Origin of the sequence: Winogradskyella pelagia (assembly GCF_017581965.1) — a bacterium.
GTDB classification, from domain to species: Bacteria; Bacteroidota; Bacteroidia; order Flavobacteriales; family Flavobacteriaceae; genus Winogradskyella; species Winogradskyella pelagia.
This window is the reverse complement of sequence record NZ_JAGEVF010000003.1, coordinates 25,700-51,484: the sequence shown is the minus strand read 5'-3', so window position 1 is coordinate 51,484 and position 25,785 is coordinate 25,700. Positions and strand designations below refer to the sequence as shown.

Sequence of the window (25,785 nt, the reverse complement as noted above, 5' to 3'; positions counted from 1 at the left end):
AGGCTTTTTTTATTTAGAAATCAATTTGGACTCTGTAGTTTTTGAGTTCATCTAAATAGTTGTCTACATTTTTATAGACTAAGCTTAAGGTTTTATTTTTTTCTGATTCACTTTCTCTTCGTTTTATGGCCTTTATAAAGCGCTTGGCATCTATTTTGGTTTTAAGTTTTAAGCCAGGCACCTTAATGGTTTTTCCGGAGTCATCAAGTGCTACCATAGTGAAATAGGATGAATTACAATGTTTGGTTTTGCCTGTTCTAATGTTTTCGGATATAACGCGAATGCCAACCACCATGGACGAGGTACCAACGTAATTTATTGAAGCCTTCATGGTTACAAGCTCACCTACTTCTATGGGATTTAAGAAATTGACCTTATCTACTGAAGCGGTAACACAATACCCTTGCGAATGTTTAGAAGCACAAGAAAAGGCAATCTGATCCATTAAGCCTAAAATATAGCCACCGTGAATCTTACCACCAAAATTAGTAAAGGAAGGCAGCATGAGCTGTGATATTTCTACTCTTGATTCTTCAACGGTTTTAAACATACGAATTGGATTTATCAGTCATCTTCAGTCGCTCGTTTTATGATATTTTCAGGAAGTGATTTTTTAGCTTTAGCACCCATTTTTTTAATCTTTTCAACACGAGAAATTAGATTGCCTTTTCCTTCAACTAATTTGTTCATTGCAGAAGAGTAGTCTGTTTTAGCGGCATCGATTTTTTTGCCTACTCCTGTCAAATCGTTCACCAATCCTTCAAACTTATCATATAGTGCTCCGGCTTGTTTTGCAATTTCAATAGCATTTTGTTGTTGTTTCTCGTTGTTCCACATAGTATCAATAGTCCGTAGCGTAGCTAAAAGGGTAGACGGTGTTACGATAACAATATTTTGTTCAAAGGCTTTATTATAGAGCGTATTATCTTCATTTATAGCAACTGCGAATGCTGGCTCAATAGGGATAAACATCAAGACAAAATCTGGTGATTCTATATCGTACAGGTCTTGATAGTTTTTAGCAGATAACTGATCCACATGTTTTTTAATTGAATTTACATGAGCCTTTAAATGTATTAGGCGTTCTTCATCATCTGCGTTGACCAAACGCTCATAATCTGTTAAGGAGACTTTGGAGTCGATAATCATTTTCTTTGAATCTGGCAGATGCAAAACCACGTCTGGCATCACTCTAGAGCCATCTTCCCTTTGAAAGTTTTGTTGTACAAAATACTCGCGGTCTTTTTCTAGTCCAGATTTCTCCAATACCCTTTCTAATACCAATTCACCCCAATTTCCTTGGGTCTTGCTATCGCCTTTTAATGCTTTGGTGAGGTTAGTAGCCTCTTTAGCCATTTGTTGATTGAGGTCCTTTAAACCTAAAAGCTGCTGCTTTAAGGCAGAGTGCATGCTAATATTTTCTTTTTGGGTATCCTCAACCTTCTTTTCAAAGGTTTTTATTTTTTCTTCTAATGGATTTAAAATGTTCTTAATATTCTCTTTATTCTGAAGCGTGAATTTCTCAGATTTTTCATCAAGAATTTTTGATGCCATGAGTTCAAAATCCTTTCTTAACTGTTCTTGCTGCTTGGCTAACTCTTCATCGCGTTTTAGGTTGTGTTGTTGAAGATTTTCTAGTTCTGCATTACGACGTGATAATTCAGAATTTAAGAACTCTTTATCTTGTCTAATCTGCTCTCGTTCAGTTTCAACTTTATTGATATTCTCGTTTAGTTGACTAATAGTATTGTTAAGTTGGAGTTGACGTTCTTCCATGGTACTTTCGTCAGCTTTACTCTTAAGCTGGGCAAATTTTAATCCAATGAATGCTCCAATTCCGGCAGAAACAATTATAGTTATAAAAAGAATGAGGGTATCGCTCATGTTTCAATTTGTCGTTTTATCAAAGATAAATTTTAATGTTTAAATCAGTAAAAAAACAATTTAAAGAATACAGAATTATTTGGTTACTCTAAAGCTACCTGTAGATTTGTCGAAGGAAATTAAATCATTTGGAAATAAAGCTTCAAACACCTCATCCGAAATTAAATTACACGGTTGGTCGTGTACAACCTCATTTTTCTGCATAACTATCATTTCATCACAAAGCTGAATAGCCAATTCAATTTCATGAGATGAGAATAAAATGGTTTTTTGGGTTTCTTTTGTTAATCGTTGCAGTAACTTAAGGATATAGGCCTTATGGTACATATCTAAGTGTGTGGTGGGCTCATCTAATATAATGATATCAGTATCTTGCGCTAATGCTCTAGCTATCATAACTTTCTGTAGTTGTCCATCACTTAATTCGTAGCATTTACGGTGTTTTAGTTCATTGATTTTAACCATGTCAATGGCTTTATCAATAGTATCAATATCATTAGGTTGTAGTTTGCCAATCCAGTTGGTGTAAGGATATCTGCCTAAAGCAATCAAATCATAAACCGTAAGATTTTTAGAAACCAATTGCTCCGTCAAAACAATGCTTAATTGTTGCGCTAAAGCTATGGATGAGGTGTCTTGAAGCGGGTTTCCGTTTAAACGAATTTCGCCATTTAAAGGTGGCTGTATTTTGATTAAGGTTCGTAATAAGGTAGACTTTCCAATACCATTAGCTCCAACAAGCCCAATAAGTTGGCCTTTCTCCAGCTGAAAATTAATGTTAGAAGCAATAATCGTAACCTCTCTTTTGGACTTATATCCTATTGACAAGTCTTTGACTTCTAAAATACTATTTGAATTACTCACTCTCATTAAAACATCATCTTTCTTTGTCTAACCAGTAGCCAAATTACTACAGGTGCACCAACCAAAGCTGTTATGGCATTTATAGGTAAGGTGTAATCAGTTCCAGGAACTTGGGCAATACTATCGCAAAGTAACATTACGATGGCTCCCATTAAAAATACTGCCGGAACCAATATTTTGTGATTAGAAGTTCTAAATATTTGCCGTGTTAAATGCGGAATTGCCAACCCTATAAATGCGATTGGACCGGCAAAAGCTGTTATTGTGCCAGCAATAAGACTTGTGGCTATAATAATTACAAATCTACTTTGCTTAAGGTTTAATCCTAGGCTTTTAGCATAATTATCTCCCAGAAGTAAACTATTCAGAGCTTTTATGGAGGAAATGCTCAAGACGAGTCCAATACCATAAATTGTGAAGAAAATTGAAACTTCACTCCAAGATAAATTACTTAGACTACCGAATCCCCAAAAAACGTATTGCTGTAATTGTTCGGCTGAGCTAAAATAAGAAAGGACACTTACTACGGCAGCGGTAATGCTTCCAAACATTAACCCAATGATTAAAATGGCCATGGTATCTCTTACATTGCTAGATACGGCTAAAACCGCCAAAAGAACCAAGAAACTTCCTGAACTAGCAGCTATTACAATACTCCATTTGGACACTAAGGCAGCTGCTAAAACACCTCCAAAAAGGCCAGAACCTAATATTATTAACGCCACACCAAGGCTTGCACCAGAGCTAATACCCAAAACAAAAGGACCTGCTAGTGGGTTTTTAAAAAGGGTTTGCATAAGTAAACCCGAAATACCTAAACCAGAGCCAACTAAAATTGCAGTTATTGCCTTAGGTAATCTATAATCCGTAACAATAACACTCCAAGTAGAATTAGCTTCATTTCCGGCCAAACTTGAAAAAATACTTTTCAAAGGTATACTCAATGAACCAAAACTTATATTAATGATAAAGCAGACCAGAACCGCTAAAGCCATCAATGCAAATTGTAAACGATATGAGGATTCTTTAATCAATTATTTAAGTTGTTTAAAAAACGAGGTTTGATAATCCTCTAATAATTCCGGGTGACAAACTTTAATGATATCCTTTAATACTAAATCTGGTCTTGCCGTGCCGATTTCATAGTATAATACGCCTCCTGTTTTACCTATTGTTCCCGAAAAACTAAAAACCGCCTGCTCTTTATAAGCTTCAAAATTAGTATATAAGCTACTGGCTTCCTTGAGTTGATTAAGAGATGTATAGTAAGAAGGACTTAACCAGAGATCGGCGGTCTTGGCCTTGTCATAGACGATTTCAAAACTTAAGGCCAAACTCCCGTTTCCATTGGTGTCAGCCCATAAATAGTTTGCATTAGCATCCTTTATAAACTGTGCTTCTGGACTAGCGCCATTGGGCAGATACCATACATCCTTGTGCATGGCACCGCTGAGGACTGTAGGTCGATATTTCGCTTCTTTAGCTAGGTCTTTGGCTTCTAAATAGTTTTTTTCAATGCGATTAAATATGGAATCCGCTTTTTTTTCCTTGTTGAATAAAACACCAAAAAACTTAATCCATTCGGCTTTGGCTAAAGGAGAAGATTCTACCCAATCACCATTATAAATAACAGGTATACCGGCCTTTTTAATGGTTTCAAAGGCCTTGTTTACACTTTCTACGCCAAATCCAACAACAACATCAGGGTTTATGTCTAGAAGTACCTCGGTATTAATACTTTCATTTTTCCCCAATTCGCGAACTTGTCCATTAGAAATCAGAGCTCTTGTTTTATCTGAAGAAATATAATCAGTGCCAGGAAAGCCCACAAGCGTTTCTTCTGCTTCAAGTAGTTCTAAATGTGGGATGTGTGTTGTTGAGGTTACTACTATGTCATTTACATTACTTTCTATAACAGCATCAAAAGATTCATTGCTTAGTTTTTCTGCGATATACCCTTCATTTAGTATAACATATTGATATTTTTTTTTCGCATCTGGCCATGGTCTAGAAACTGTTATAACCTTATAATTTTTAAAATATGCAACTGAAAATCCTTCGGCATATTTAAGTGTGCTCGCAATGCCTTCAGCACCTTTTTCTAATGATTTAGACGCTTCATTACGGCAAGAAGACAAAAGAAGCAGCAAGACTAAAATTCTATAAAGTGTCATATGTAACCTTAGTAACAATAAGCTTCAACGATTAGATTTATTTTTAATGAAAATCTTTCTATGAGAGCCGATTCAAATTTAACATTATATATTGTTGCAGGAATCATCTTGCTTCATTTTTTAGTAGGATTTATCTATTTGATTTACAAACTGCAAAAGAAAAAGGATTAATAGTTTATCTTCTTTTTAATTTATTTAAATTAATTTCGCGACGAAATCTGGTTCCATAATGCATTAGCATTTTGGATTAAAAGGGAATCTGGTGAGAATCCAGAACTGTTCCCGCAACTGTAAGCTAAAACGCTTGTTATTACCTTCAAAGTCACTGGATAACAATCTGGGAAGACCAATAGCAAGACGCAAGTCAGGAGACCTGCCAATTTCAACATATAAGTCAAACTTTCGGGATAAAAGTTTACGTATAGTTCGCTGTATGTTCTCGAACAATTAATTAAAAGAATGAGCAAGACATCATTGTTTTGTGGCATCCTAAGTATAGGTATGCTCTCCATTGGGTACTCCCAGAAAAAATCAGAAGCTCTAAAGGTTCAGAATCTGCAAGAAGTCGTGGTTTCGGACTCTAGATTTGAACTCAAACGAGAAAACTCAGGTAAAACCGTGATTAAAATTTCTAAGTCAGAAATTGAAAAAAATCAGGGCAGAAGTGTAGCTCAATTAATCAATACCAAGAGTGGTATTGAAATTAATGGGTCTCGAAGCGTCGCTGGACAGAATCTAGGTTACTTTGTTAGAGGCGGAAATAATCGACAGGTATTAGTTCTGATTGACGGCCTACAGGTGAATGACCCGTCATTGGTTAGCAATGATTTTGACTTGAGACTATTAAATTTAAACACTATTGAATCTATCGAAATTATCAAAGGAGCGGCCAGTACATTATATGGTAATTCTGCAGCTGCAGCTGTTATAAATATTACAACCAAAAAGGCTTCTAATGATACTATCTCTGGTAGTTTTTTGAGTGTTATTGGAACCAATCAGACCCAAGATAACCAAAACTACAATGTGCAGAGTTTTACCAATAGTGTTTCCGTTAATGGCACTTTAGATAAATTTAGTTACCTAGCGAGTTTTGGTAATCAATTTAGTGATGGACTCTCTGCTGCCCAATCAGAAAATCCTGAGGTCGACCCTTTTTCTAGGTACAACACCAATATGAAATTGGGATATACCCTTAACAATCATTTTAAGATAACAGCTTATGCGAGTTATGACAGATTTAAAACCGGAATTGATGGCTTCCCACCACCAAATTTTTCATTAGCGGATACAGATGACCAGTTTAATTCTGAACAAACACGTGTTGGTATTTCTCCAAAATTTACTTATAACCGAGGCAGTTTTGAAATCAATGCAGCTTTTACAGGCATTTCACGGGAGACTATCTCCGGCAATTCAACCCAAAATAATGCTAAGAGCCTCGTAGTAGACGCATTCAATAAATACACTATTGATGATGAACTATATACGATTTTGGGTTTTAACTACGGCGACTATAGAAGTGAATTTAATAAAGAAGAAAGTTTCACTACAACTGACCCCTACCTTAATTTAGTTTATATTTCTGATTTTGGATTAACCATGAACGCTGGACTACGTTTAAATAACCACAGTACTTACGGTTCTCAATTTGTTTATAACCTTAATCCATCTTATGCTTTGAAACATGCTGAAGGTTATACTAAGATTTTTGGATCTTATGCCACATCATTTATTGCTCCAAATCTGTCTCAGCTTTTTGGTTTCTTTGGTCCTAATCCTAATTTAGAGCCAGAAGAAAACCGTACTCTTGAAGGGGGTTTAGAATATAATAACAACAGAGGTCTTAGGCTTAGTTCTGTCTATTTTAATCGTGTAGAAGAGAACACAATTATCTTCACGACAGCTTACGAAAACGCAACGGAAGACGCAACAGTTCAGGGATTAGAATTTGAAGCTGAATGGCAGACGTTTAAAAATGTTACGCTTACAGCCAATTATACCTTTACAGAAATTAAGGACGGTATAAGGCTTCGCGTTCCTAAACATAAAGCAAATGCATTTATTGAGTTTAGTTTTTCAAAAAGTATGTTTGCATCACTGCAGTATCAATATGTTGGTAGCAGAACAGATATTGATTTTTCGAACTTCTCGAATGTAGAATTGAAGCCATTTTCTTTGTTTAATCTGCAATTCAGAAAAAAAATCATACAGGATAAAATGAAGGTATTTATTAACCTTGATAATATCCTTAATGAGAATTACACTGAAATTTTAGGTTATTCCACTCTTGGTAGAAATGTAAGTTTAGGATTTGATTTAAATCTGTAAGAGAAACCTCTTTTGTAGACTTTCTTTACTCAATAAACATACTTTGTTCAATTGGCCCAAGAAATGGACTTATAGTAACTGAATTTTCAAGCCTATAATCATCAAATAGTTGAATGCCAGCTCCTGTAATATCTGCGATAGCTTGAGCTAATAAAGGTTCATTGACGTCTCCTAAGGTTCCAAGTTTAAAAGAAACCTCCCTTAAGAAAAAATCTGGAGCTAAGCCATCTGAAGGGACCGCTACTTCATTTACATTTACGGAATTGGCGACGAGTGGTTGTAGCGCATATGTATGAGTAGGGTCTGCATCTTCTGGTGTAAACAGACCAGGAGAATCAAACATTAAAATAGAAGCTTGTGTTTTTCCAACCGTATTTTCTCCAATGACCACTACATCAATATAAGGTCTTAAACTATTTATGAGAAGCTCACTGGCAGAAGCCGTTCTTGCATTAGTTGTTAAAACATAAACCTTGTTTAAATTTAGACTGTTTATAATACCTGTGCCTTCTATTGAAACAGCAAATAAATAGTCTCGGTCATTTTCAGACAGATTATCATTATAAAACAACTTTGAAAAGATTTCTCCTTGAAACTGTCCCGTAATCATACTTGCTAAATATACCGCAGTCTGTACTGAGCCACCACCATTATACCTTAAGTCTACGACCAGTTCACTGACATTATCAGCTGCAAATCCAGCGAATGCATTATTTAACTGGCTATCAAAATTGTTATTAAAGGAATTGTACATCAAATAGCCAATTTGTGTGCCTTCAACATTAATAGTCTCAGCAATATGTACTGGATTTTCGGTATAAACCTCACCAGTTAGGTTTAAACTCACTCCATTGAGAATAACAGTATCATCCTCAATAATATCTTCTGTTCCGTTAGTATCGTAGTCGGCAAAATTCAAAGTATATGAGTTTTGACTGAGAAGGCTAACTCTATTAGACAAGGTTAAAGGTTCCCCGTCAACTGCCCTAAATATCATTCCTCTTTGCAAGCCTGCATTGTCAGCAACACTATTATTGAGAACGAGTGTTACGGCTCCAAAGATTTCTGTTTCACTTCCTGGGACAAGATATAAATTGAACTCAAATCCTTTGGTTAGGGTTGTACCTTCTTGTGCATTTAGGATATCGAAATAATTGTCATAAATCCTACTAAATTTGTCAACGGTTTGAGGAAGATATAATAAGGATCCAAAAATAGCTTCAGGAGAGGAAAAAGAGTTAAGGTATTCAGAGTACTCTTCATCAGTATTAAATCGGGTATCTGCTAAATCCGGAATTTCGGATTTATACAAATAGGTAGCGTTCATGGCCTTCCAAACAAAATCGTTTATATTAATAGTTGGTGTGGCATTATCATCAAAATCTTCAAAGCAACTGGTCGTTGTAACCAATACCAATGCCAATGCTAGGACTAAATTCAACTTTTTCATCATAACTTTTTTTAATCTGCTTTTCTTTATAGTCTATAAAACACTAAAATTACTTACAATATTGTAATTAAAAAAAAATTGTAACAAAATGTATGGTGCGTCGTCGTAACATTGAAGGCGAGTAAAAACGCTTTTACAACCAATCAAAAAAAGAAATGAAACAGGCTGATTTTGTTAACATAGTGATGCCCTTTAAGGATAAGGTATTTCGATTAGCTAAAAGGCTGCTAGTGTCTCGTGAGGAGGCAGAGGACGCTACACAAGAAATCCTGTTGAAGTTATGGAAAAATAAGGAAAAGATTGAGGATTATAAAAATGTTGAAGCCTTCTCAATGACCATGACAAAGAATTTTTGTTTAGACAGATTGAAATCTAAACAAGCTCAAAATTTAAAAATTGTTCATAGTAATTATACAGATTCTAGTGCGTCGTTACAGAGGCAAGTTGAGGTTGGAGATAGTCTAAATTGGGTGTCTAAAATTATTGAAGATTTACCAGAACAACAAAAGATTATTGTACAGCTAAGAGATATTGAACAGTATGATTTTGCAGAAATCTCTAAAATGTTAGAGATGAACGAAACAGCCATTAGAGTGGCATTATCTAGAGCAAGAAAAACAATAAGACAAAAATTAACTAATACACACAATTATGGTGTTAAATAGTATAGAAAAATTACTAGAAAAGTACAACAATGGTGAAACTTCACTAAAGGAAGAAGCACAATTAAGAGCTTATTTTACAGGTGACAATGTAGCTGATCATTTGGCACATTATAAGCCACTGTTTCAATTCTTTTCTAGTGCGCAGGAAGAACAGTATACCAAAGACGTTCCACTAAAAACTACGAAAACGATACGATTATATCAGTGGATTTCAGTCGCAGCAGTAACGGTTCTAATGCTTGGATTAATGATACCAAATATCATGGGTCCAACAGCCGAGGAAAAGCGAGAAGCAGAATTGGCTTATAACAAAACTATGGAAGCTTTAAACTTGCTTTCTATAGGAATGAATGAAGGTAAACAACAGCTCGGCGCATTATCAATGGTTGGAGAAAATTTAGACCAAGGTATTGAGAGTGCCAGTATGCTGGGAGAATTTACCAAAACAAAAAACAGAATATTTAAAAACAAGTAACACAAAAGTAAAATTTAAAGAAATTATGAAAAAAGTAATTGTAATTGTTGCCTTAATAGCAGCGCCGTTTTTATCTGGAGCACAGAGCATATTCGATAAATTCGAGGATAACGCAAAAGTAGCTTCGGTTATTGTTAATCAGAAAATGTTTAGCATGATTGCGAGTATTGATATAGACATGGATGATCCTGAAGGTCAGCAGTATATGGATATGATCAAAAAAATAACAGGTCTTAAGGTTTTTACCACGGACGATGAAGCTGTATCAGCAGATATGAAGGCTACTGTAACAAAGTATTTAAAATCATCTCAATTAGAAGAGTTAATGCGTGTAAAGGATGGTGATCAAACAGTAAAATTTTATGTCAAAGAAGGTAAAGATGAAAATCACGTAAAAGAATTACTAATGTTTGTGAGCGGCCTAAAAGAGTTGACTAAAGATCAGAACATCGAAATTAACGGTAAAAAACGTGAAATTGAAACAGTGCTATTAAGCCTTACAGGTGATATAGACTTAAGACAAGTGTCTAAGATTACTAATCAAATGGATATTCCAGGAGGTGATCAATTGAAAAAAGCAGAAAAGCAGAAAAATTAAAATCTAATGATACAATCAATCAAAAAATTAACAGTAGTAGTGATCTTGATTACAGTGTTTACAAGCTGTGATCAAGGTCCAACTTTGCAAACTTACTTTGTAGATAATGAAATGCAATCAGGTTTCATCAGCCTAGATGTGCCTGCCAGTGTTATAGATGTAGAAAATATAGAGCTAACAGAAGAACAGCGCGAAGCGTATGAATCTGTAGATAAATTAAACGTCCTGGCTTACAAAGCAGATAGTTTGAGTACAGACGAGTTTCAAGGTGAATTGAGAAGGGTAAATAATATCTTAAAAGATGATAAATACGATGAACTAATAAGAGGAGGAAATAGTGTAGACGGAAAATTCGTTGTAAAATTCTTGGGCGATGTAGAAAATATTGATGAGCTTATTCTCTTTGGTAATGCTAATGATCAAGGATTTGTTATAGCTCGTGTATTGGGTAATGATATGAATGCCAAAAAACTAATGACCTTACAAAGCGTTCTTCAAAATGCAAATATTGAGGATTCCCAACTTAAAGAACTTACAGATTTTTTTAAATAATCTGTGATATTTAGAATGTTAATCTAAATCGTCTTGGCTTTGGTCAAGGCGATTTTTTATTTGGCTATTACTAATACCATAACCTATTGCTACTATAGTTGTAGCCAAGAAGCCACCAAACAAAAGCACTTTAATTATAACATAATCTAAGGTCTTGGCAAGCCCAGCCGCAAAAAAACCTAGTACGATTAAAGCAACAAAAATGAGGGCTAGATAATTTCTGTTTAATGAGATGAATTTCATATTCCAGTATAATTACTTGGGCTTATAGCTTTAAGTTCTGTTTTTATGGTATCCGACACGTTTAGACCATCAATAAAATCAGCCATGGATTTTTGTGTAATTGCTTCGTTGGTGCGTGTTAGACCTTTTAGAGCTTCGTACGGGTTAGGGTAATTCTCTCGTCTAAGTATGGTTTGAATGGCCTCAGCAACCACTGCCCAATTATTTTCTAAATCAGCTTCAAATTTAGACTTGTTTAACAAGAGCTTACTTAATCCTTTAAGCGTAGACTTAAATCCAATTAGCGTGTGTCCAAAAGGAACTCCAACATTTCTTAGTACAGTACTGTCGGTTAAATCACGCTGAAGTCTGGAGATAGGTAATTTTGCTGATAAGTGTTCAAAAATAGCATTGGCGATGCCTAAGTTGCCTTCGCTGTTTTCAAAATCTATAGGGTTAACCTTGTGCGGCATTGCAGAACTTCCTACCTCACCTTTTTTAATTTTTTGCTTAAAATAATCCATTGAGACGTATGTCCAGATATCTCGATCTAAATCAATGATAATTGTATTTATACGCTTTAAGGCATCAAAAAGTGCAGCCATGTGGTCGTAATGCTCAATCTGGGTTGTAGGGAATGAGTGCTGTAGCCCGAACTTTTCTTGAACAAACTGTGTTCCAAATGCTTTCCAATCAATATTCGGGTATGCCACTTTATGGGCGTTGAAATTTCCTGTGGCACCGCCAAACTTAGCAGCACTTGGAATATCGTTTAAAAGATTAAATTGTTCTTTTAGTCTTACGGCAAATACATCGATTTCTTTCCCTAAACGCGTTGGTGAAGCCGGTTGGCCATGAGTACGAGCCAACATAGGTATATTGGCCCATTCTTTGGCAAGTCCGTTGAGCGTTTCTAATACCTTGAAGTATTCAGGCACATAAACATCATTCACGGCCTCTTTAATACTTAACGGAATAGCTGTATTGTTAATATCCTGCGAGGTAAGACCAAAATGTATGAACTCTTTGTATTCTGAAAGGTTTAAGGCATCGAACTTCTCTTTAATAAAATATTCTACGGCCTTAACATCGTGATTAGTTGTCTTTTCTATCTCTTTAATGGCCGAGGCATCAATAGCTGTAAATTTCTTATAAATGGCTCTTAAGTCTGCAAAAATATCTGCCGATACTCCCGAAAGTTGTGGTAAGGGTAGTTCGCAAAGCGCGATAAAATATTCTATCTCAACAAGAACTCTGTATTTAATCAATGCTTCTTCTGAAAAATATTTTGAAAGGACTTCAACCTTAGAACGATACCTACCGTCTATTGGGGAAATTGCATTTAATGCAGATACAACCATTATATATAAAATTTGAAGCCTCAAAGATAGGGAAGTCACGCGTAAGTATAAAGTGTAACCCTATAAGTTTAAACCATTAAATAAAATTTAATGCTTATTTAAAGCCGTCATTATATGCCTGGCCTTGGCCTTAAACCCAGCTGTCTGATGATGGTAGTCTTTTTCTAGGATTAGTATCAATTCTGGATGTATCCAATCAAATTCGTGTCCCAATAGAAATAAGCATTGCATCGCATAAACTTTAGGCGCTACTTTTTCATCATGTATGAGCCAATTAAAACACGCTTCGGTAATAGACTCTTTCTGCTTAAGATTAAGTTCAATCGTATGATTTTCTAATGGGTCTGTATAATGCTCATCAACAAGAAATAGACAAACCTTTGCAATTGGTCTAACAGCTGAATCTAAATGAACTTTTGTGAGATGTGCCGTAAAATATTCCATATGTGGCCTAAGAAGACTTAGGTCTTTGGCACAAACAAACTCAAAAACCCAAGCTGCCTTCGGAGATACTATATCGTCTACCATAAACACTATATCCATTAAAGGTTTGATTAAGCTGGTATCGTCTAATATAAAATTTGCATGTTCTAGCCGTTTTTTTCTGGTGGCATCAACAGTTTTTAATTGGTTGTAAAGTTGGACTTTTTTCAAAAGGTTTATTACTTTTAGACTCTTGAATTTAGCTAAAATAAAATGATAAAAAAACTTTTAAAGAAATTGGCCTTTGCCGTTTTACTCGTATTGTTGCTTGCTCAATTTTTTGGCCCACCTAAGAACGAAGGCGACCTCGCTAGTGTAGAGCATTTTTTAATGGATACAAATCCTCCTGAGGATGTCAAGGCCATACTAAAAAATAACTGTTTTGATTGTCATAGTGATTATACACGTTATCCTTGGTATAACAACATAACGCCTGTGAATTATTGGCTAAACGATCACGTTGTTGATGGTAAAAAACATTTTAATGCGTCTAAATGGAATGAGTATTCCGATAAAAAGAAAGACCATAAACTTGAGGAGCTAGCAGAAGAGGTAGAAGAAAAAGAAATGCCCTTGCCAAGTTACACTTGGACTCACAAAGATGCCGATTTATCTCAAGACCAAATAGCTGCAATTGAGGAATGGGTGAAGGTAGCACGGATAAAATATGTCTTTCTAAAAGAAGCTGAGTGATAAAACAGCTTTTGATTATTGGTTTTGTTTGGCCAGAACCAACAAGTTCGGCAGCTGGAGAGCGAATGCTTCAGTTGATAGAGCTGTTCCAAAGTTTTAATTATAATTTACACTTTGCCTCGGCGGCCAATAGTTCTGATAAGACGTTTGATCTTAAGTCTAAAGGAATTAAAAAGCACTCTATTGCCCTTAATCATTCTAGTTTTGACGAGTTTATTCTTCAAATAAACCCAGATGTTGTACTCTTTGATAGATTTATGACCGAAGAACAGTATGGCTGGAGGGTTGCAGAGCAGTGCCCTAATGCAATACGAATATTAGATACAGAAGATTTTCATGGTTTACGTAAAGCTAGAGAACAGGCTCTAAAAGCAAAGGTTGAAGTTTCGATAAAGCATTTACAAAACGATACCACAAAACGCGAGTTAGCGAGCATGTACCGTTGCGATTTAAGCTTAATAATCTCTGAAGCTGAAATAGAAGTCCTTCGAAACCAACTTCATTTTGAAGCCGATTTATTGCATTATATCCCCTTTTTGATTTCTCCTCAAAACCTATTGCATAGTAATAAATTGCCCAAATATTCAGAGAGACAACATTTTATAACAGTTGGTAATTTTAGACATCCTCCAAATTATGACGCGTTATTGTATTTGAAGCAAGAAATTTGGCCATTTATTCGAGAACAATTACCAGAAGCTGAATTACATGTTTATGGTGCTTATGAAAGTCAAAAAGTAACACAGCTGCATAATGAGAAAGAGGGCTTTTTAATCAAGGGCTATGTAGAAGATATTCATGCGGTAATGAAGAACGCAAAAGTGTGTTTAGCACCTTTGCGCTTTGGAGCAGGTCTTAAAGGTAAAATTGTAGATGCCTTAACAAACGGCACACCTTGTGTGATGACACCCATTGCAGCCGAAGGGATGTTTGGAGAGTTGCTTCCCAATGGTTTCATAAATGATGATGCTTTAGGCTTTGCCAAAAATGCTGTTGACCTGTACACAAGTACTGATTTATGGGAGCAAAGTTCTAAGAATGGATTTATAAGCCTTAAGTTAAGATTTGATAAGGCCGAACATACACGGACATTTAAAAAAGCGCTACAGCACCTTGAGGATAATTTAGAGACACATAGACAACAGAATTTCATAGGACAAATGCTACAGCATCAAACGCTGCAAAGTACTAAATACATGAGTAAATGGATAGAGGAGAAGAATAGGTAAGTGTAATTTAGATATTCCTTATTTGGTATATTTATAAATGTAAAGTATATTTGTCATATAGTAAAGTTTAATTTACTTAATATAAAATATATTTGTCAATTATGAATACAAAGAGAATAATAGATTGTGAACGTAAACAATTCCAGAAGATGATCAACTTTAGGTTGTCACATCAATTTATAAATATTGGTGTTGGTATCGTTATACTATCAATAGTAATGATGTTTATACGTGCTTTTGCCATGGATAGTGAGACCGAATGGTTAAAAAATATTTTACAAAAAACACTTTTGGTGGGCATGCTTCTTATGTCTTTATCTAAGGATAAATTAGAAGATGAAATGACTGTAAGTTTAAGAGCGCAGTCTTATGCAATAGCTTTTGTGGTTGGTGTTATTTATGCTCTGGTTATGCCTTATGTAGAATACGGTGTGTCCAATGTGGTACATTCAGGAGGTGAAGTTTACAAGGACTTAGGCGATTTCCAAGTACTTTTGTTTATGCTTATGATTCAGTTAATGTTCTATCATGTATTAAAACGTTATAGATAATGGAGAATACTATAAAAGTAGAACGCGCCATATTAAACCTTACTCAAGATGATTTGGCAAAGAAAATAGGAGTATCGCGCCAAACCATTAATTCTATAGAGGCTAATCGTTATGTGCCCTCTACGGTCTTAGCTCTAAAGTTATCTAAAGTTTTCGGTAAATCAGTTAATGAATTTTTTAAACTTAGTAAAGATGATTAATCCTTCACATTCTCTATCAGCCCAATAAATTCTTTAATGCCTTTGGTAGCTGTGCTAGAAATCACGGTAATATTAGTAGTGGAGGATAAAGCTGGTTTTGGATCGATATAAAATATGTCAGTATCTGGCTGTACATAATTAATTAAGCTAGCCGCAGGGTATACCTGCATACTTGTGCCAATAATTAGCAGTATATCTGCCGCATAACAAATTTTTATGGCCACCTCCATTTGAGGTACGGCTTCGCCGAACCAAACTACATGTGGTCTTAACTGATGGCCTTTATCGCACAAATCCCCTAAATTTAAATCGTCCGTCCATGGTCTTACATCATGGTCGTTTCCGGTACTTCGCACTTTCTTTAATTCGCCATGAAGGTGCACCACGTCACTACTGCCAGCACGTTCGTGCAGATCATCGACATTTTGAGTGATTATAGTTACCTTAAAATGTCGTTCTAAAGCAGCCAGGTCCTTGTGGGCTTGGTTAGGCTCTACGGTCTTGAGTTGTCGTCGCCTTTGGTTATAGAAATCCAACACCAGTTCAGGATTGGCCCTAAACCCTTCTGGAGAAGCCACTTGCATGACATCATGCCCTTCCCAAAGTCCGTCGTGGTCCCTAAAGGTTTTTACGCCACTCTCGGCGCTCGTTCCGGCGCCAGTTAAAACTACAAGGTGTTTCATACTATAAAATTAGGAAATATATTCACAATGTGTATTTTTGGTTTATGCACAAATTAGAGCTTTTAGGCCATTTAGAATCCTATCTTACTGAGCGCAGGAAGCAACGCTTTAAAACAGTATTGGCTCAAAGAACCAAACATTTTACCGTGGCGGTAGAGGATGTTTATCAATTGCATAATACTAGTGCCGTCATTCGCTCTTGTGATGTCTTCGGCATACAAGAAGTCAATATTATTGAAGAAGTAAATAGAAAACGCATTAATCGAGAGATAGCAATGGGTGCCCAAAAATGGGTGGACTTAAATCGTTACAATACAACGAAGGCCTGTATTGAAGATCTAAGACATAAAGGCTATCGTATCGTAGCTACTTCACCTCACGCTGATGATAGTGACTTAGATGCCTTCGATATAAGCTCCAAAGCCTGTTTTTTCTTTGGTAGGGAAACCGAAGGCCTCTCGGATGCAGTCGTCAATGGAGCAGATGTCTTTCTTAAAATACCAATGGTTGGTTTTACCGAGAGTTTAAATATTTCGGTATCAGCGGCAATTATACTTCAACAAATGACTTCAAGACTTCGAAAGTCTAAAATATCTTGGCAGTTGACTGAAGATGAAATTATCGACAAGAAATTTGACTGGATAAGGAAAACCTTAAAAGATTACTATGCGATAGTGGAGAGGTACAATAGTTAATTATAAACTATTACCAAAAAATATAAGTTGACGTCCCTAGGACTTATTGCCTTTTTTTCTATTCTTACTGCGGCTTATAACCTTATATTCTTCGTAGCATTGACTAATGGCGTCCAATATTTGTAAATCGTTAGCCGTATTGATGAAATCCTTTGAATAGTTACATTGATTTACAATCTCGTCTAAGTCAAACTTATTTACTTGAAGCAAAACCATAAGCATTTCTCTATCATAGCGCTTTGCCAAGGTATTCCTTATTTCATCATCCTCCTTCATCTTGCGTAGTTTTTTCATCTCATTAGGTTTCTTACCAAACATGTTATAAAGAAAATCTGCAGGATTAAAAATAGCGCCTAATACTTTAGAAGCTACATTTGGTCGTCTGGCCTCGTAACCTTGACCTGGTAATCCAGAAATTCTATAGCGTTCATTAGATTGAATAGGGACTTGTGCCATATCTACCTTTAGATAACCTGTGAGTTGTAGCTTTTTAACCGTGACTTCTTCAAGCGCTAAAGCTAATTCAGTCATTTCAATTTTAGTGTTACCAAATTTTATCCAGTCATTAGTAACTCTAACCTTAATTGACTTATACCCAAGGTAGGACAAGTGGAGCGTATCATTGGCGTTTGCCCTAATCTCAAATACACCGTCATCATTGGTAGAAGTTCCTATAACTTGGTTGATATTTACAATATTGACTTCGCTTAAAGGACCGTTTGTGGTAGTACTTATAATAGTTCCTGTAACTCTTGTTGGCTCTGTTTGGTCCTGAGTTTCTTGTCCATAACTATGCGCAGTAAGCAAACAAAATAGCAAAATAAGGATATGGCGCATAGACTCGTATTACAATTCAAAGGTAGTAAACTTAAGCTATTTAGTATAACGGTAAAAAGACATTTGACTTAATATTAACAAGACTTTTTTAGGAGACTTCCCTATCTTTGAATACGAGGGTGTGTTTCTTCTTTGATTTAAGCACGGCAAAGAGGAAGGACATAATCAAAATTGCTGATATGAAAATGTTTCGAGAAATAATGTGTTGTGTGCTTTTAATGTCTGGTTTAATACAAATCAGTTTTGCCCAGAAAGAGGCATCTAATTGGTATTTTGGAAATAATGCCGGTTTAAACTTTAATGCTGCAGGTACTGAGGCTTTGCTAGATGGACAACTACAAACAGGAGAGGGATGCGCAACGATTTCTAACAGACAAGGTGGCCTATTGTTCTACACAGATGGTATTACTGTTTGGGATAGAAACCATAATATAACGCCAAACGGTACAGGATTGTTAGGAAGTCCGTCAAGTACACAATCGGCTATCATAGTTCCTAAACCTAATAACGCTAACATTTATTACATTTTTACCGCTGCAGCTGGTGGTGGAGACGATGGTCTAAACTATTCAGAAGTTAATATGGCGTTGAATGATGGTAATGGTGATATTACTCCATTAAAAAACATTCAGTTGTTAACTCCTGTTCCTGAAAAAGTAACAGCTATTGATCATCAAAATGGAAATGATTATTGGGTCGTTTCTCACGAGTGGGAAACAAACCGTTTTTTTTCTTATTTAGTTTCAAACTCTGGGGTATCTACCACTCCCGTTATTTCTGCCGTAGGTTCGGTTCATGGGCCAGATTTTCGACACGCTTTAGGATATATGAAAATATCACCTAACGGTGAAAAATTAGCGTTGGCTAAGTGGAATTCTGATAGTGATGTAGAACTTTTTGATTTTGACACGGCTACTGGTGTTGTTTCGAATCCAATTGAACTTTCCGGTGTTTTTTTTGATAATCCTGCTGATACACCACCAACGGGTCCATATGGACTAGAGTTTTCTCCAAATAGCAAAGTGTTGTATGTTTCAGACTGGGGCAGTACACTTTTTCAGTCTTATCGAGTTCATCAGTTTGATATTACCCAACCAACTGCAGCAGACATTTTAGCATCGGATACTATTTTGTACGAAGTTGATTTTTTAATTGCAGCGCTACAATTGGGAATTGATGGTAAGTTGTATGTTTCTGTACCAGGATTTTCTTCCTTAGATGTTATTGAAAATCCAAATGAATTAGGTGTTAACGCCAATTACGTTGTTGGAGGTGTGGATTTGGGTGGACGCTTCCCTGCTGCTGGATTACCACCATTTATCCAATCCTTTTTTGATGTCGGCATTGAATTTGAAGGGACATGTGCAGGTGTTGAAACAAAGTTCTCAATAAATACAAACGAGAGTATTGATTCTGTAGCATGGGACTTTGGGGATGGTAATACTTCCACGGAAATAAGCCCAGAACATATTTATCTTAATCCTGGGACCTATGACGTCACACTTAACATAAACATTCCCGGAGGAACAGAGTCTTTTGATGAAAGAATTATAATTTACGATACTCCTATAGTGACTACAGTCGGTGATTATGTACAATGCGATGATATTTCTGGAGATGGTGTTGAAGTATTTGATTTATCAACCAAAACAGCTGAGGTTCTTAATGGCCAATCTAATGCGCTTTTTGATGTAGAGTACTTCCTGTCTGAAGAAGATGCCCTAACGACAACAAACCCTTTACCATTAAATTTCACCAATACAGAAAGTCCTCAAACCATTTATGCCTTAATTTCAAATGTAGAAAATGGCTCCTGTAATGCTGTTGTTGCATTTGACTTAAGAGTTAATGCCATACCAGTTGCAAATCCAGTCACACCATTAGTACTTTGTGACAATGAAATTCCTGATGGTTCTGAGAGTATTGAACTATCACAATTTGATAGTGTTGTTTTAGGTGGTCAGTCTCAGGATGAATTTAATGTAAGCTATCATCTAAATCCAACTGATGCAAATAATGGAGCTAACCCAATGATATCACCGTATCAAAATATATCCAATCCTCAAACCATCTATGCTAGAATTGAGAACAGTTTTAATTCTCAATGTTTTGATACAACACCAATTACCATTGAGATTTCAGGTCAAATAATTGCCTTTCAACCTGATGATATTAGTAGTTGTGATGAATCGGGAGGTGATGGTATTGGGCAATTTAATTTAGTAGCACAGGACGAACAAATTATTAATAATCAGACTGGTAACTTTAATATTAGTTACCATTTAAGCCAGATATCCGCAGATACAGGGTTAGATCCCTTACCTGCTTTTTTTCAAAATGAAACTAACCCTCAAACCATTTATGCCAGAATTGAACCAGCTGGCAATCCATTTTGTTACGATACGACATCTTTTGAAATTGCGGTAGTGCCATTACCAGATATGGTTGAAGATGAAACTGCCACGGTTTGTATTGGTGAGCGACTCCGACTAGAAGCAGATTTTGGTTTTGATAGCTATTTATGGTCAACGGGTGAAACGACTAGGTCTATTTTTGTGGAAGAACCTGGCATTTATACGGTGAATATCGGTTCATTAAGCCAAACTACACCTTCTGTAACCTGCTTTGTTACAAAAACCTTTACAGTAGATGCGTCTAGTGAAGCTACTATTTTAGATATTGAAATTCAGGATTGGACAGAATCCAACAATGAGATTACTGTATTTGTCTCTGGTGAAGGGGCGTATGAATATGCTCTTGATAACGGATTTTATCAAGATAGTAACACATTTACAGGGTTGCTACCAAATGATTACACCGTTTTTGTACGAGATAAAAATGGTTGTGGTGTTGTATCCGAGGATGTATTTCTATTATACTATCCAAAGTTTTTTACGCCTAACGGCGACAGCTATAACCCAACTTGGCAAATAGCCAATGCTGCCCTAGAACCAGATTTAGAAGTTTCCATTTATGATCGTTATGGTAAATTAATTACGCAGTTTGGTTCTAATTCAATTGGGTGGGACGGTACTTATAATGGTCAAAAAATGCCAACTTCGGATTATTGGTTTGTTGTTAAACGACCCAAAACCGGAGCCACTTACACAGGTCATTTTACTCTAAAACGCTAGTTTTCTTTTGGGATTAGGCCTATCGTCGTCTAGAACGTCTCGGTCTATCACTACTGTTGGATTTAGAGTATTTTTTTCTACCTCCTTTTGGTCCGTCAAATCCTCGTCTACCTCCTTTACCACGGCTATCATCACGTCTGCGCCCTCGATCTCTTTTTCCACTTCTGCCACTACCTTTATTTTCAGTGATTTCTACATTGATATAACGGCCTTGGTAGGTAAAATCTTTGAAAAAATCTAAGATTTTACCTTCAATAGTCTTATCTGTATTAAAGAAAGAAAAACTAGGCATAACGTCTACTTTAAAGACATCGTCTTGTCCTAATTCTAATGTAGCCTTTAGGAAATCCTTTAGCGACATCCAGTCAAATCCATCCTTTTTACCAACATTGATGAAGAAACGTGTCTCATCAGCACTAATTCTTGTACTGCTATCCTTACTGCTAGATACGCCTAGATCCTTTGCATTTTTATAATAGTTATGGAATCTTGAAAATTCTACAGAAAAGAATTTTTTAATAAGTTCATCCTTTTCGGTGTCTTCAAAAAGACTATTAATATTGTCAAGAAAAGAATCAATTTCATGATTCACCTTTGTATTATGCACCTTATTGGCCAAATTCATGAGTTGAACCTGACATATTTCCATACCAGAAGGAATGTCTTTTTGCTCAAATTCCTTTTTTATAATTCGTTCAATAGATTTGATTTTTCGGAGTTCACTTTTGGCAACAATAACCATTGAAATCCCTGTTTTACCAGCCCTGCCAGTTCTTCCTGAGCGATGGGTGTAGGTTTCTATTTCATCTGGTAATTGGTAATTGATAACATGAGTAATATCATCTACATCTATCCCTCTTGCAGCTACGTCAGTTGCAACAAGCATTTGAATTTGCTTGTTTCTAAATGCTTTCATTACTAAGTCGCGCTGGTTTTGGCTGAGGTCACCATGCAAGGCACCAGCACTATAGCCGTCTTCAATTAACTTTTCGGCAACTTTTTGTGTATCACGTTTTGTTCTACAGAACACCACTGAAAAAATTTCTGGGTGTGCATCTGCCAATCGCTTTAGTGCTAAATACCGATCGCGGCCATTAACTAGATAGTATTCGTGAGATACCTGAGATGTGCTTTCGTTTCTATTACCTACAACAATTTCTATAGGGCTATGCATAAAGTCTTTTGCAATTTTAGCCACTTCTTTCGGCATTGTTGCAGAAAACAGCCAAGTGCTTTTGTCTTTAGGCGTATGAGAAAGTATATCTGTAATATCCTCGTAGAATCCCATGTTAAGCATTTCATCAGCCTCATCTAAAACGCTGTATTGTATTTTTGAGATATCCACCAACTTGCGGCGAATCATGTCTTTCATTCTCCCAGGTGTAGCCACCACAACCTGTGCGCCTTTTTTAATTTGATTGGCCTGTTCGGTAATACTGGCACCTCCATAAATTGCAACTACATTGAGTCCTTTGCAGTATTTACCATAGAGTTTCATCTCATTGGTAATCTGTAGGCAAAGCTCACGTGTTGGAGATAGAATAAGTCCTTGGGTTGTACGACTGTTAATATCAATTTGTTGAAGCATAGGAAAGCCAAAGGCTGCTGTTTTTCCTGTTCCAGTTTGAGCTAGAGCCACTAAGTCTTGCTCTTCATTTAGTAGAATAGGAATAGCTTTTTCTTGTACTTCGCTGGGTGTCGTAAACCCTAAATCTGAAATAGCTTGTAATAGGTCTTGATTTAGACCTAAATCTTGAAATGTACTCATTGTTAATGTTTTGTATGCGATTATATTATGTAGTGTTACATAAGAAGTGAATCGACATACTAAACCTAACCTTCTGGTAACACGGCCTCACCCTGAGGCGTTTAAAGAAACAACATATTATCGTAAGTGTTTCAGCGTGCAAATATAGTCTTTTAATTGGATTATCAATACTTATGCGAGGGTATCAAAAAAAAGGTAATTTTATTTTTTAGAAGTATATGTCTAATATTTTTATACCTTGATACTAGGATAGTTTTTAAATACTTTAAGTATGAATTGGGATGCGGTAAGCGCAATTGCAGGACGTCTAGGTGACATAGGAGTTATTATTACTTTAGACTATGCCTATCCAAAAGAAATTTTGAATGACCCAAGATTCACACAGATGAAAAAAGATTTAAAATGACCGCTTTGAGCCGTACTACATAATAATTAGGTGTTTTCTAAGAAAGTGATAAGTTTTTGCACCGCTTTTCCACGGTGGCCAATTTTATTTTTCAATGCTAATTCCATTTCTGCAAAAGTCTGTATGTACCCGTCAGGTCGGAAAATAGGATCATAGCCAAAGCCTTTCTCTCCGTGTTTTTGTGTGGTAATTTCACCTTTACAAATTCCAGTAAATGTGTGTAGAGTACCATTAAGATGCAAGGCAATGACGGTTTTAAACTGAGCAGAGCGATTGGTCTTATCTTCTAGTTCAGAAAGAAGTTTATTGGTATTGTCCTCTGCGTTGCGTTGAGGGCCTGCGTAGCGTGCCGAATATACACTAGGAGCACCGTTTAAAACTGCAACTTCAAGACCAGTATCATCTGCAAAACAATCATAGCCATACTTGGATTTTATATAATCCGCTTTTTGCTTGGCATTACCTTCTATAGTGGATTGCGTTTCGGGAATATCTTCATGACAACCAATATCAGATAGACTTAAGATTTTAATATGCTTAGGGACCAAAGCCTGAACTTCTTTAAGTTTATTTTTATTATTGGTGGCGAAGACGATTTGCATACGTTACAATTTTCCTAAATATAATTTAATATTCGATTTTACGATTAAAATCATTTAATTTTAAACTAAAACAATATGCTATGCTAAAGTTTTGGTTAATGCTTTGGATGCCTTTCTTAGCTTTTTCGCAGGTTACTATTGAAAAATCTGATAACACATGGCAATTGCTAGTGGATGAAGAGCCTTTTGATATTAAAGGAGTCACCTTTGGCTATGACGATGACCCTGCCAATTTCATGACCTATTTTGAAGATTTAAAATCAATTGGTGTTAATACCATCAGAACTTGGGGTACAAGTCCGAACACTTCATTATTGTTAGAGGCTGCAGAGCGACACAACATTAAAGTTCTTATGGGCATTTGGATGCGTCACGGAAGGCCAGGTATGGAAGCAGATGATAGTTTTGATTATCTCAAAGAGGCTGATGGTATGGAGGTAATGTATAATAATGCTATCGATGTGGTACGACGTTTTAAAGGCCATCCAGCTGTTTTAGCTTGGGGAGTTGGCAACGAGGTATATCTTAATACAGAGACTGATGAAGAAAAGCTAGCCTATTCTAAATTTTTGGAACGCGTTTGTAAAGACATAAAGGGTATGGACAAGCGGCACCCTATTTTGTCGGTAGAAGCGTGGACATTCGGTTTAGATTGGTGGGAGCAGTATGTGCCAAGTTTAGATGTCTATGGATTAAATGTTTATGGTGCTGGTGCTAATCTTCTACAAGACGAATTAGATAAGCGACAAATAGATAAACCCTATGTGATTACCGAATTTGGAGTGACAGGTGAATGGGATATTAAAACTAAAGAATTTGGTGTTACCAAAGAACCTTCAGATGTTGAGAAATATAATGCAATAGTAGAGGGCTATAACAATTGGATTGCACCAAAGCCGTCTTGTTTGGGTGTATATATTTTTCACTATAGTGATGGAAATCAATTTGCCGCACCATGGCTATTAACACATGTCAATGGTGAGAAACGACCGCAATATTGGGCTATTCGTGAGGCATATACTGGGAAAAAACCAGAAAAGCCTTTATTGAATATTGAACTACGATTACCCAAAAGTGGCTTTGATAGTGGTACTTGGGTTCCTGTAGAATTAACCGTAGATAAATCAACAGACAGCATTGATGAGATTAATTTTTTTTATAATCATAGAGCAGGCAGCAGGAGACGGCGCGATGCTATAAATAAGCTCAATAGTCGCGGTGATATAGAAAATGGTTTTGAGATAGAACTTCCAAAAGTAGATGGAGGTATTAAAGTATATGCTTACGCACGTGATAGTAATGCTAATTTAGCCATTAGTTCTGATGCTATAAATGTTATTGATGAGGGAGAACGTCAAAGACCATTTTTGGTGCCAAAGGTAGATTTGCCGTTTTACGTATATAACGACGGTAATAATATACCATATGTACCATCGGCTTACATGGGTAATTATGAAGCCATGGTTGTAGATGTTAATCATTCGGACAAGGTCCATTCTGGTACTACAGCACTTAAAATAAGTTATACTTCTAGTAAAGATTGGTATGGGTTTGCACTAGTTGACCCTGCTAACGATTGGGGCGATATCCTCGGTGGTTATGATATTAGAGGAGCTAAAACCTTTAGTTTTTGGGCTAAGGGAAGTTATAATGGATTAAAAGCTCAAATAGGATTTGGACTCATTAAAAAGGAAAAACCCTTTCCCGATTCAGCCCAGATATTAGAGGATATTGAATTGACTACACAATGGAAGGAGTATCGAATTAGGGTAAAACGTGAGGACCTAAGTTGTATTCGCTCTGGCTTGGTGCTTTTTGCTGCCGCCAATGGTTTTTCCCATGATATTTATATCGATGAGGTGAAATTTGAATAGGTATTTCTTTCTGCATTTTATTAGGCATTTTTTATGATAATTATCAGGTAGAAA

26 protein-coding genes and 1 riboswitch are annotated in these 25,785 nt (G+C 36.2%); of the genes, 13 read left to right on the top strand and 13 right to left on the bottom strand.

Annotated features, from left to right (window positions below; translation table 11 throughout):
- Positions 1-13 precede the first annotated feature (13 nt).
- The 5 genes from J4050_RS04685 to J4050_RS04665 all read right to left on the bottom strand — a co-directional run bounded on the left by J4050_RS04685 (position 14) and on the right by J4050_RS04665 (position 4,922).
- Positions 14-550: an acyl-CoA thioesterase gene (locus J4050_RS04685; protein WP_208152805.1), complete on the bottom strand. Its 537-nt coding sequence runs from the start codon at positions 548-550 to the stop codon at positions 14-16.
- Between the two features lie 14 nt (positions 551-564).
- Positions 565-1,884, bottom strand: a complete 1,320-nt coding sequence (locus J4050_RS04680) for a DNA recombination protein RmuC (RefSeq protein WP_208152804.1) — start codon at positions 1,882-1,884, stop codon at positions 565-567.
- Between the two features lie 75 nt (positions 1,885-1,959).
- Entirely contained in the window at positions 1,960-2,754 is a 795-nt protein-coding gene (locus tag J4050_RS04675) for an ABC transporter ATP-binding protein (protein ID WP_208152803.1), read from the bottom strand.
- Entirely contained in the window at positions 2,754-3,743 is a 990-nt protein-coding gene (locus J4050_RS04670; RefSeq protein ID WP_438874712.1) for a FecCD family ABC transporter permease, read from the bottom strand. Before J4050_RS04670 ends, J4050_RS04675 begins: the two co-directional genes overlap by 1 nt.
- A gap of 39 nt (positions 3,744-3,782) precedes the next feature.
- Positions 3,783-4,922 carry an ABC transporter substrate-binding protein gene (locus tag J4050_RS04665; RefSeq protein ID WP_208152801.1) on the bottom strand — a complete coding sequence of 380 codons (1,140 nt, stop codon included), beginning with the start codon at positions 4,920-4,922 and terminating at the stop codon, positions 3,783-3,785.
- 201 nt (positions 4,923-5,123) lie between these two features.
- Positions 5,124-5,317, top strand: a riboswitch (cobalamin riboswitch).
- A gap of 64 nt (positions 5,318-5,381) precedes the next feature.
- Between J4050_RS04665 and J4050_RS04660 the strand changes: the two genes are divergently transcribed.
- Positions 5,382-7,253 carry a TonB-dependent receptor plug domain-containing protein gene (locus J4050_RS04660; RefSeq protein WP_208152800.1) on the top strand — a complete coding sequence of 624 codons (1,872 nt, stop codon included), beginning with the start codon at positions 5,382-5,384 and terminating at the stop codon, positions 7,251-7,253.
- Positions 7,254-7,278: 25 nt separating this feature from the next.
- Here the strand turns inward: J4050_RS04660 and J4050_RS04655 are convergent, their stop codons facing one another.
- Positions 7,279-8,706 carry a GFO_1087 family putative carboxy terminal peptidase gene (locus J4050_RS04655; protein ID WP_243878550.1) on the bottom strand — a complete coding sequence of 476 codons (1,428 nt, stop codon included), beginning with the start codon at positions 8,704-8,706 and terminating at the stop codon, positions 7,279-7,281.
- A gap of 152 nt (positions 8,707-8,858) precedes the next feature.
- On the opposite strand from J4050_RS04655, the gene J4050_RS04650 reads away from it, so the two are divergent.
- From J4050_RS04650 to J4050_RS04635, 4 genes are read left to right on the top strand one after another with little or no spacing between them, the layout of a single operon-like run.
- On the top strand, positions 8,859-9,368 hold the full coding sequence (locus J4050_RS04650) for a GFO_1088 family ECF-type sigma factor (RefSeq protein WP_208152799.1): 510 nt from the start codon (positions 8,859-8,861) through the stop codon (positions 9,366-9,368).
- The gene (locus tag J4050_RS04645; protein WP_208152798.1) at positions 9,355-9,843 is read left to right on the top strand and encodes a PG0215 family putative anti-sigma factor; all 489 of its coding nucleotides are present in this window, start codon (positions 9,355-9,357) and stop codon (positions 9,841-9,843) included. Before J4050_RS04650 ends, J4050_RS04645 begins: the two co-directional genes overlap by 14 nt.
- Before the next feature lie 25 nt (positions 9,844-9,868).
- Positions 9,869-10,441 carry a GFO_1090 family protein gene (locus J4050_RS04640; protein ID WP_208152797.1) on the top strand — a complete coding sequence of 191 codons (573 nt, stop codon included), beginning with the start codon at positions 9,869-9,871 and terminating at the stop codon, positions 10,439-10,441.
- A 6-nt stretch (positions 10,442-10,447) separates the two neighbouring features.
- On the top strand, positions 10,448-10,993 hold the full coding sequence (locus J4050_RS04635; RefSeq protein ID WP_208152796.1) for a GFO_1091 family lipoprotein: 546 nt from the start codon (positions 10,448-10,450) through the stop codon (positions 10,991-10,993).
- An 18-nt stretch (positions 10,994-11,011) separates the two neighbouring features.
- Here J4050_RS04635 and J4050_RS04630 read toward each other — a convergent pair whose 3' ends face one another.
- From J4050_RS04630 to J4050_RS04620, 3 genes are all read right to left on the bottom strand, one after another.
- Complete coding sequence (locus J4050_RS04630) at positions 11,012-11,236, bottom strand: hypothetical protein (RefSeq protein WP_208152795.1); 225 nt, start codon at positions 11,234-11,236, stop codon at positions 11,012-11,014.
- The gene (gene purB, locus J4050_RS04625; RefSeq protein ID WP_208152794.1) at positions 11,233-12,576 is read right to left on the bottom strand and encodes an adenylosuccinate lyase; all 1,344 of its coding nucleotides are present in this window, start codon (positions 12,574-12,576) and stop codon (positions 11,233-11,235) included. The genes J4050_RS04630 and purB overlap by 4 nt, the downstream gene beginning before the upstream one ends.
- A gap of 87 nt (positions 12,577-12,663) precedes the next feature.
- Positions 12,664-13,230 (bottom strand): adenylosuccinate lyase, encoded by a 567-nt coding sequence (locus tag J4050_RS04620; protein WP_208152793.1) that lies wholly within the window; start codon positions 13,228-13,230, stop codon positions 12,664-12,666.
- Between the two features lie 42 nt (positions 13,231-13,272).
- On the opposite strand from J4050_RS04620, the gene J4050_RS04615 reads away from it, so the two are divergent.
- The 4 genes from J4050_RS04615 to J4050_RS04600 all read left to right on the top strand — a co-directional run bounded on the left by J4050_RS04615 (position 13,273) and on the right by J4050_RS04600 (position 15,732).
- Complete coding sequence (locus tag J4050_RS04615; protein ID WP_208152792.1) at positions 13,273-13,752, top strand: heme-binding domain-containing protein; 480 nt, start codon at positions 13,273-13,275, stop codon at positions 13,750-13,752.
- Positions 13,749-14,981: a glycosyltransferase gene (locus J4050_RS04610; protein ID WP_347879102.1), complete on the top strand. Its 1,233-nt coding sequence runs from the start codon at positions 13,749-13,751 to the stop codon at positions 14,979-14,981. The genes J4050_RS04615 and J4050_RS04610 overlap by 4 nt, the downstream gene beginning before the upstream one ends.
- A 101-nt stretch (positions 14,982-15,082) precedes the next feature.
- Positions 15,083-15,532: a hypothetical protein gene (locus J4050_RS04605; RefSeq protein ID WP_208152791.1), complete on the top strand. Its 450-nt coding sequence runs from the start codon at positions 15,083-15,085 to the stop codon at positions 15,530-15,532.
- Entirely contained in the window at positions 15,532-15,732 is a 201-nt protein-coding gene (locus J4050_RS04600) for a helix-turn-helix transcriptional regulator (protein WP_208152790.1), read from the top strand. Before J4050_RS04605 ends, J4050_RS04600 begins: the two co-directional genes overlap by 1 nt.
- On the opposite strand, the gene J4050_RS04595 is transcribed toward J4050_RS04600, so the two are convergent.
- Positions 15,729-16,415 carry an SIR2 family NAD-dependent protein deacylase gene (locus tag J4050_RS04595; protein ID WP_208152789.1) on the bottom strand — a complete coding sequence of 229 codons (687 nt, stop codon included), beginning with the start codon at positions 16,413-16,415 and terminating at the stop codon, positions 15,729-15,731. The genes J4050_RS04600 and J4050_RS04595 overlap by 4 nt on opposite strands.
- A gap of 44 nt (positions 16,416-16,459) precedes the next feature.
- Between J4050_RS04595 and J4050_RS04590 the strand changes: the two genes are divergently transcribed.
- A complete protein-coding gene (locus J4050_RS04590; RefSeq protein ID WP_208152788.1) occupies positions 16,460-17,110 on the top strand; it encodes a TrmH family RNA methyltransferase in 651 nt (216 codons plus the stop codon).
- A gap of 36 nt (positions 17,111-17,146) precedes the next feature.
- Here the strand turns inward: J4050_RS04590 and J4050_RS04585 are convergent, their stop codons facing one another.
- Complete coding sequence (locus tag J4050_RS04585; RefSeq protein WP_208152787.1) at positions 17,147-17,947, bottom strand: carboxypeptidase-like regulatory domain-containing protein; 801 nt, start codon at positions 17,945-17,947, stop codon at positions 17,147-17,149.
- A 179-nt stretch (positions 17,948-18,126) separates the two neighbouring features.
- On the opposite strand from J4050_RS04585, the gene J4050_RS04580 reads away from it, so the two are divergent.
- Positions 18,127-21,081: an FIDD domain-containing protein gene (locus tag J4050_RS04580; protein ID WP_208152786.1), complete on the top strand. Its 2,955-nt coding sequence runs from the start codon at positions 18,127-18,129 to the stop codon at positions 21,079-21,081.
- A 19-nt stretch (positions 21,082-21,100) separates the two neighbouring features.
- Here the strand turns inward: J4050_RS04580 and J4050_RS04575 are convergent, their stop codons facing one another.
- A complete protein-coding gene (locus J4050_RS04575) occupies positions 21,101-22,849 on the bottom strand; it encodes a DEAD/DEAH box helicase (protein WP_208152785.1) in 1,749 nt (582 codons plus the stop codon).
- Positions 22,850-23,120: 271 nt separating this feature from the next.
- Between J4050_RS04575 and J4050_RS15350 the strand changes: the two genes are divergently transcribed.
- The gene (locus J4050_RS15350) at positions 23,121-23,255 is read left to right on the top strand and encodes a hypothetical protein (RefSeq protein WP_279588370.1); all 135 of its coding nucleotides are present in this window, start codon (positions 23,121-23,123) and stop codon (positions 23,253-23,255) included.
- A gap of 26 nt (positions 23,256-23,281) precedes the next feature.
- On the opposite strand, the gene J4050_RS04570 is transcribed toward J4050_RS15350, so the two are convergent.
- Positions 23,282-23,857: a non-canonical purine NTP diphosphatase gene (locus J4050_RS04570; RefSeq protein ID WP_208152784.1), complete on the bottom strand. Its 576-nt coding sequence runs from the start codon at positions 23,855-23,857 to the stop codon at positions 23,282-23,284.
- 80 nt (positions 23,858-23,937) lie between these two features.
- Between J4050_RS04570 and J4050_RS04565 the strand changes: the two genes are divergently transcribed.
- Complete coding sequence (locus tag J4050_RS04565) at positions 23,938-25,731, top strand: glycoside hydrolase family 2 TIM barrel-domain containing protein (protein ID WP_208152783.1); 1,794 nt, start codon at positions 23,938-23,940, stop codon at positions 25,729-25,731.
- Positions 25,732-25,785 lie beyond the last annotated feature (54 nt).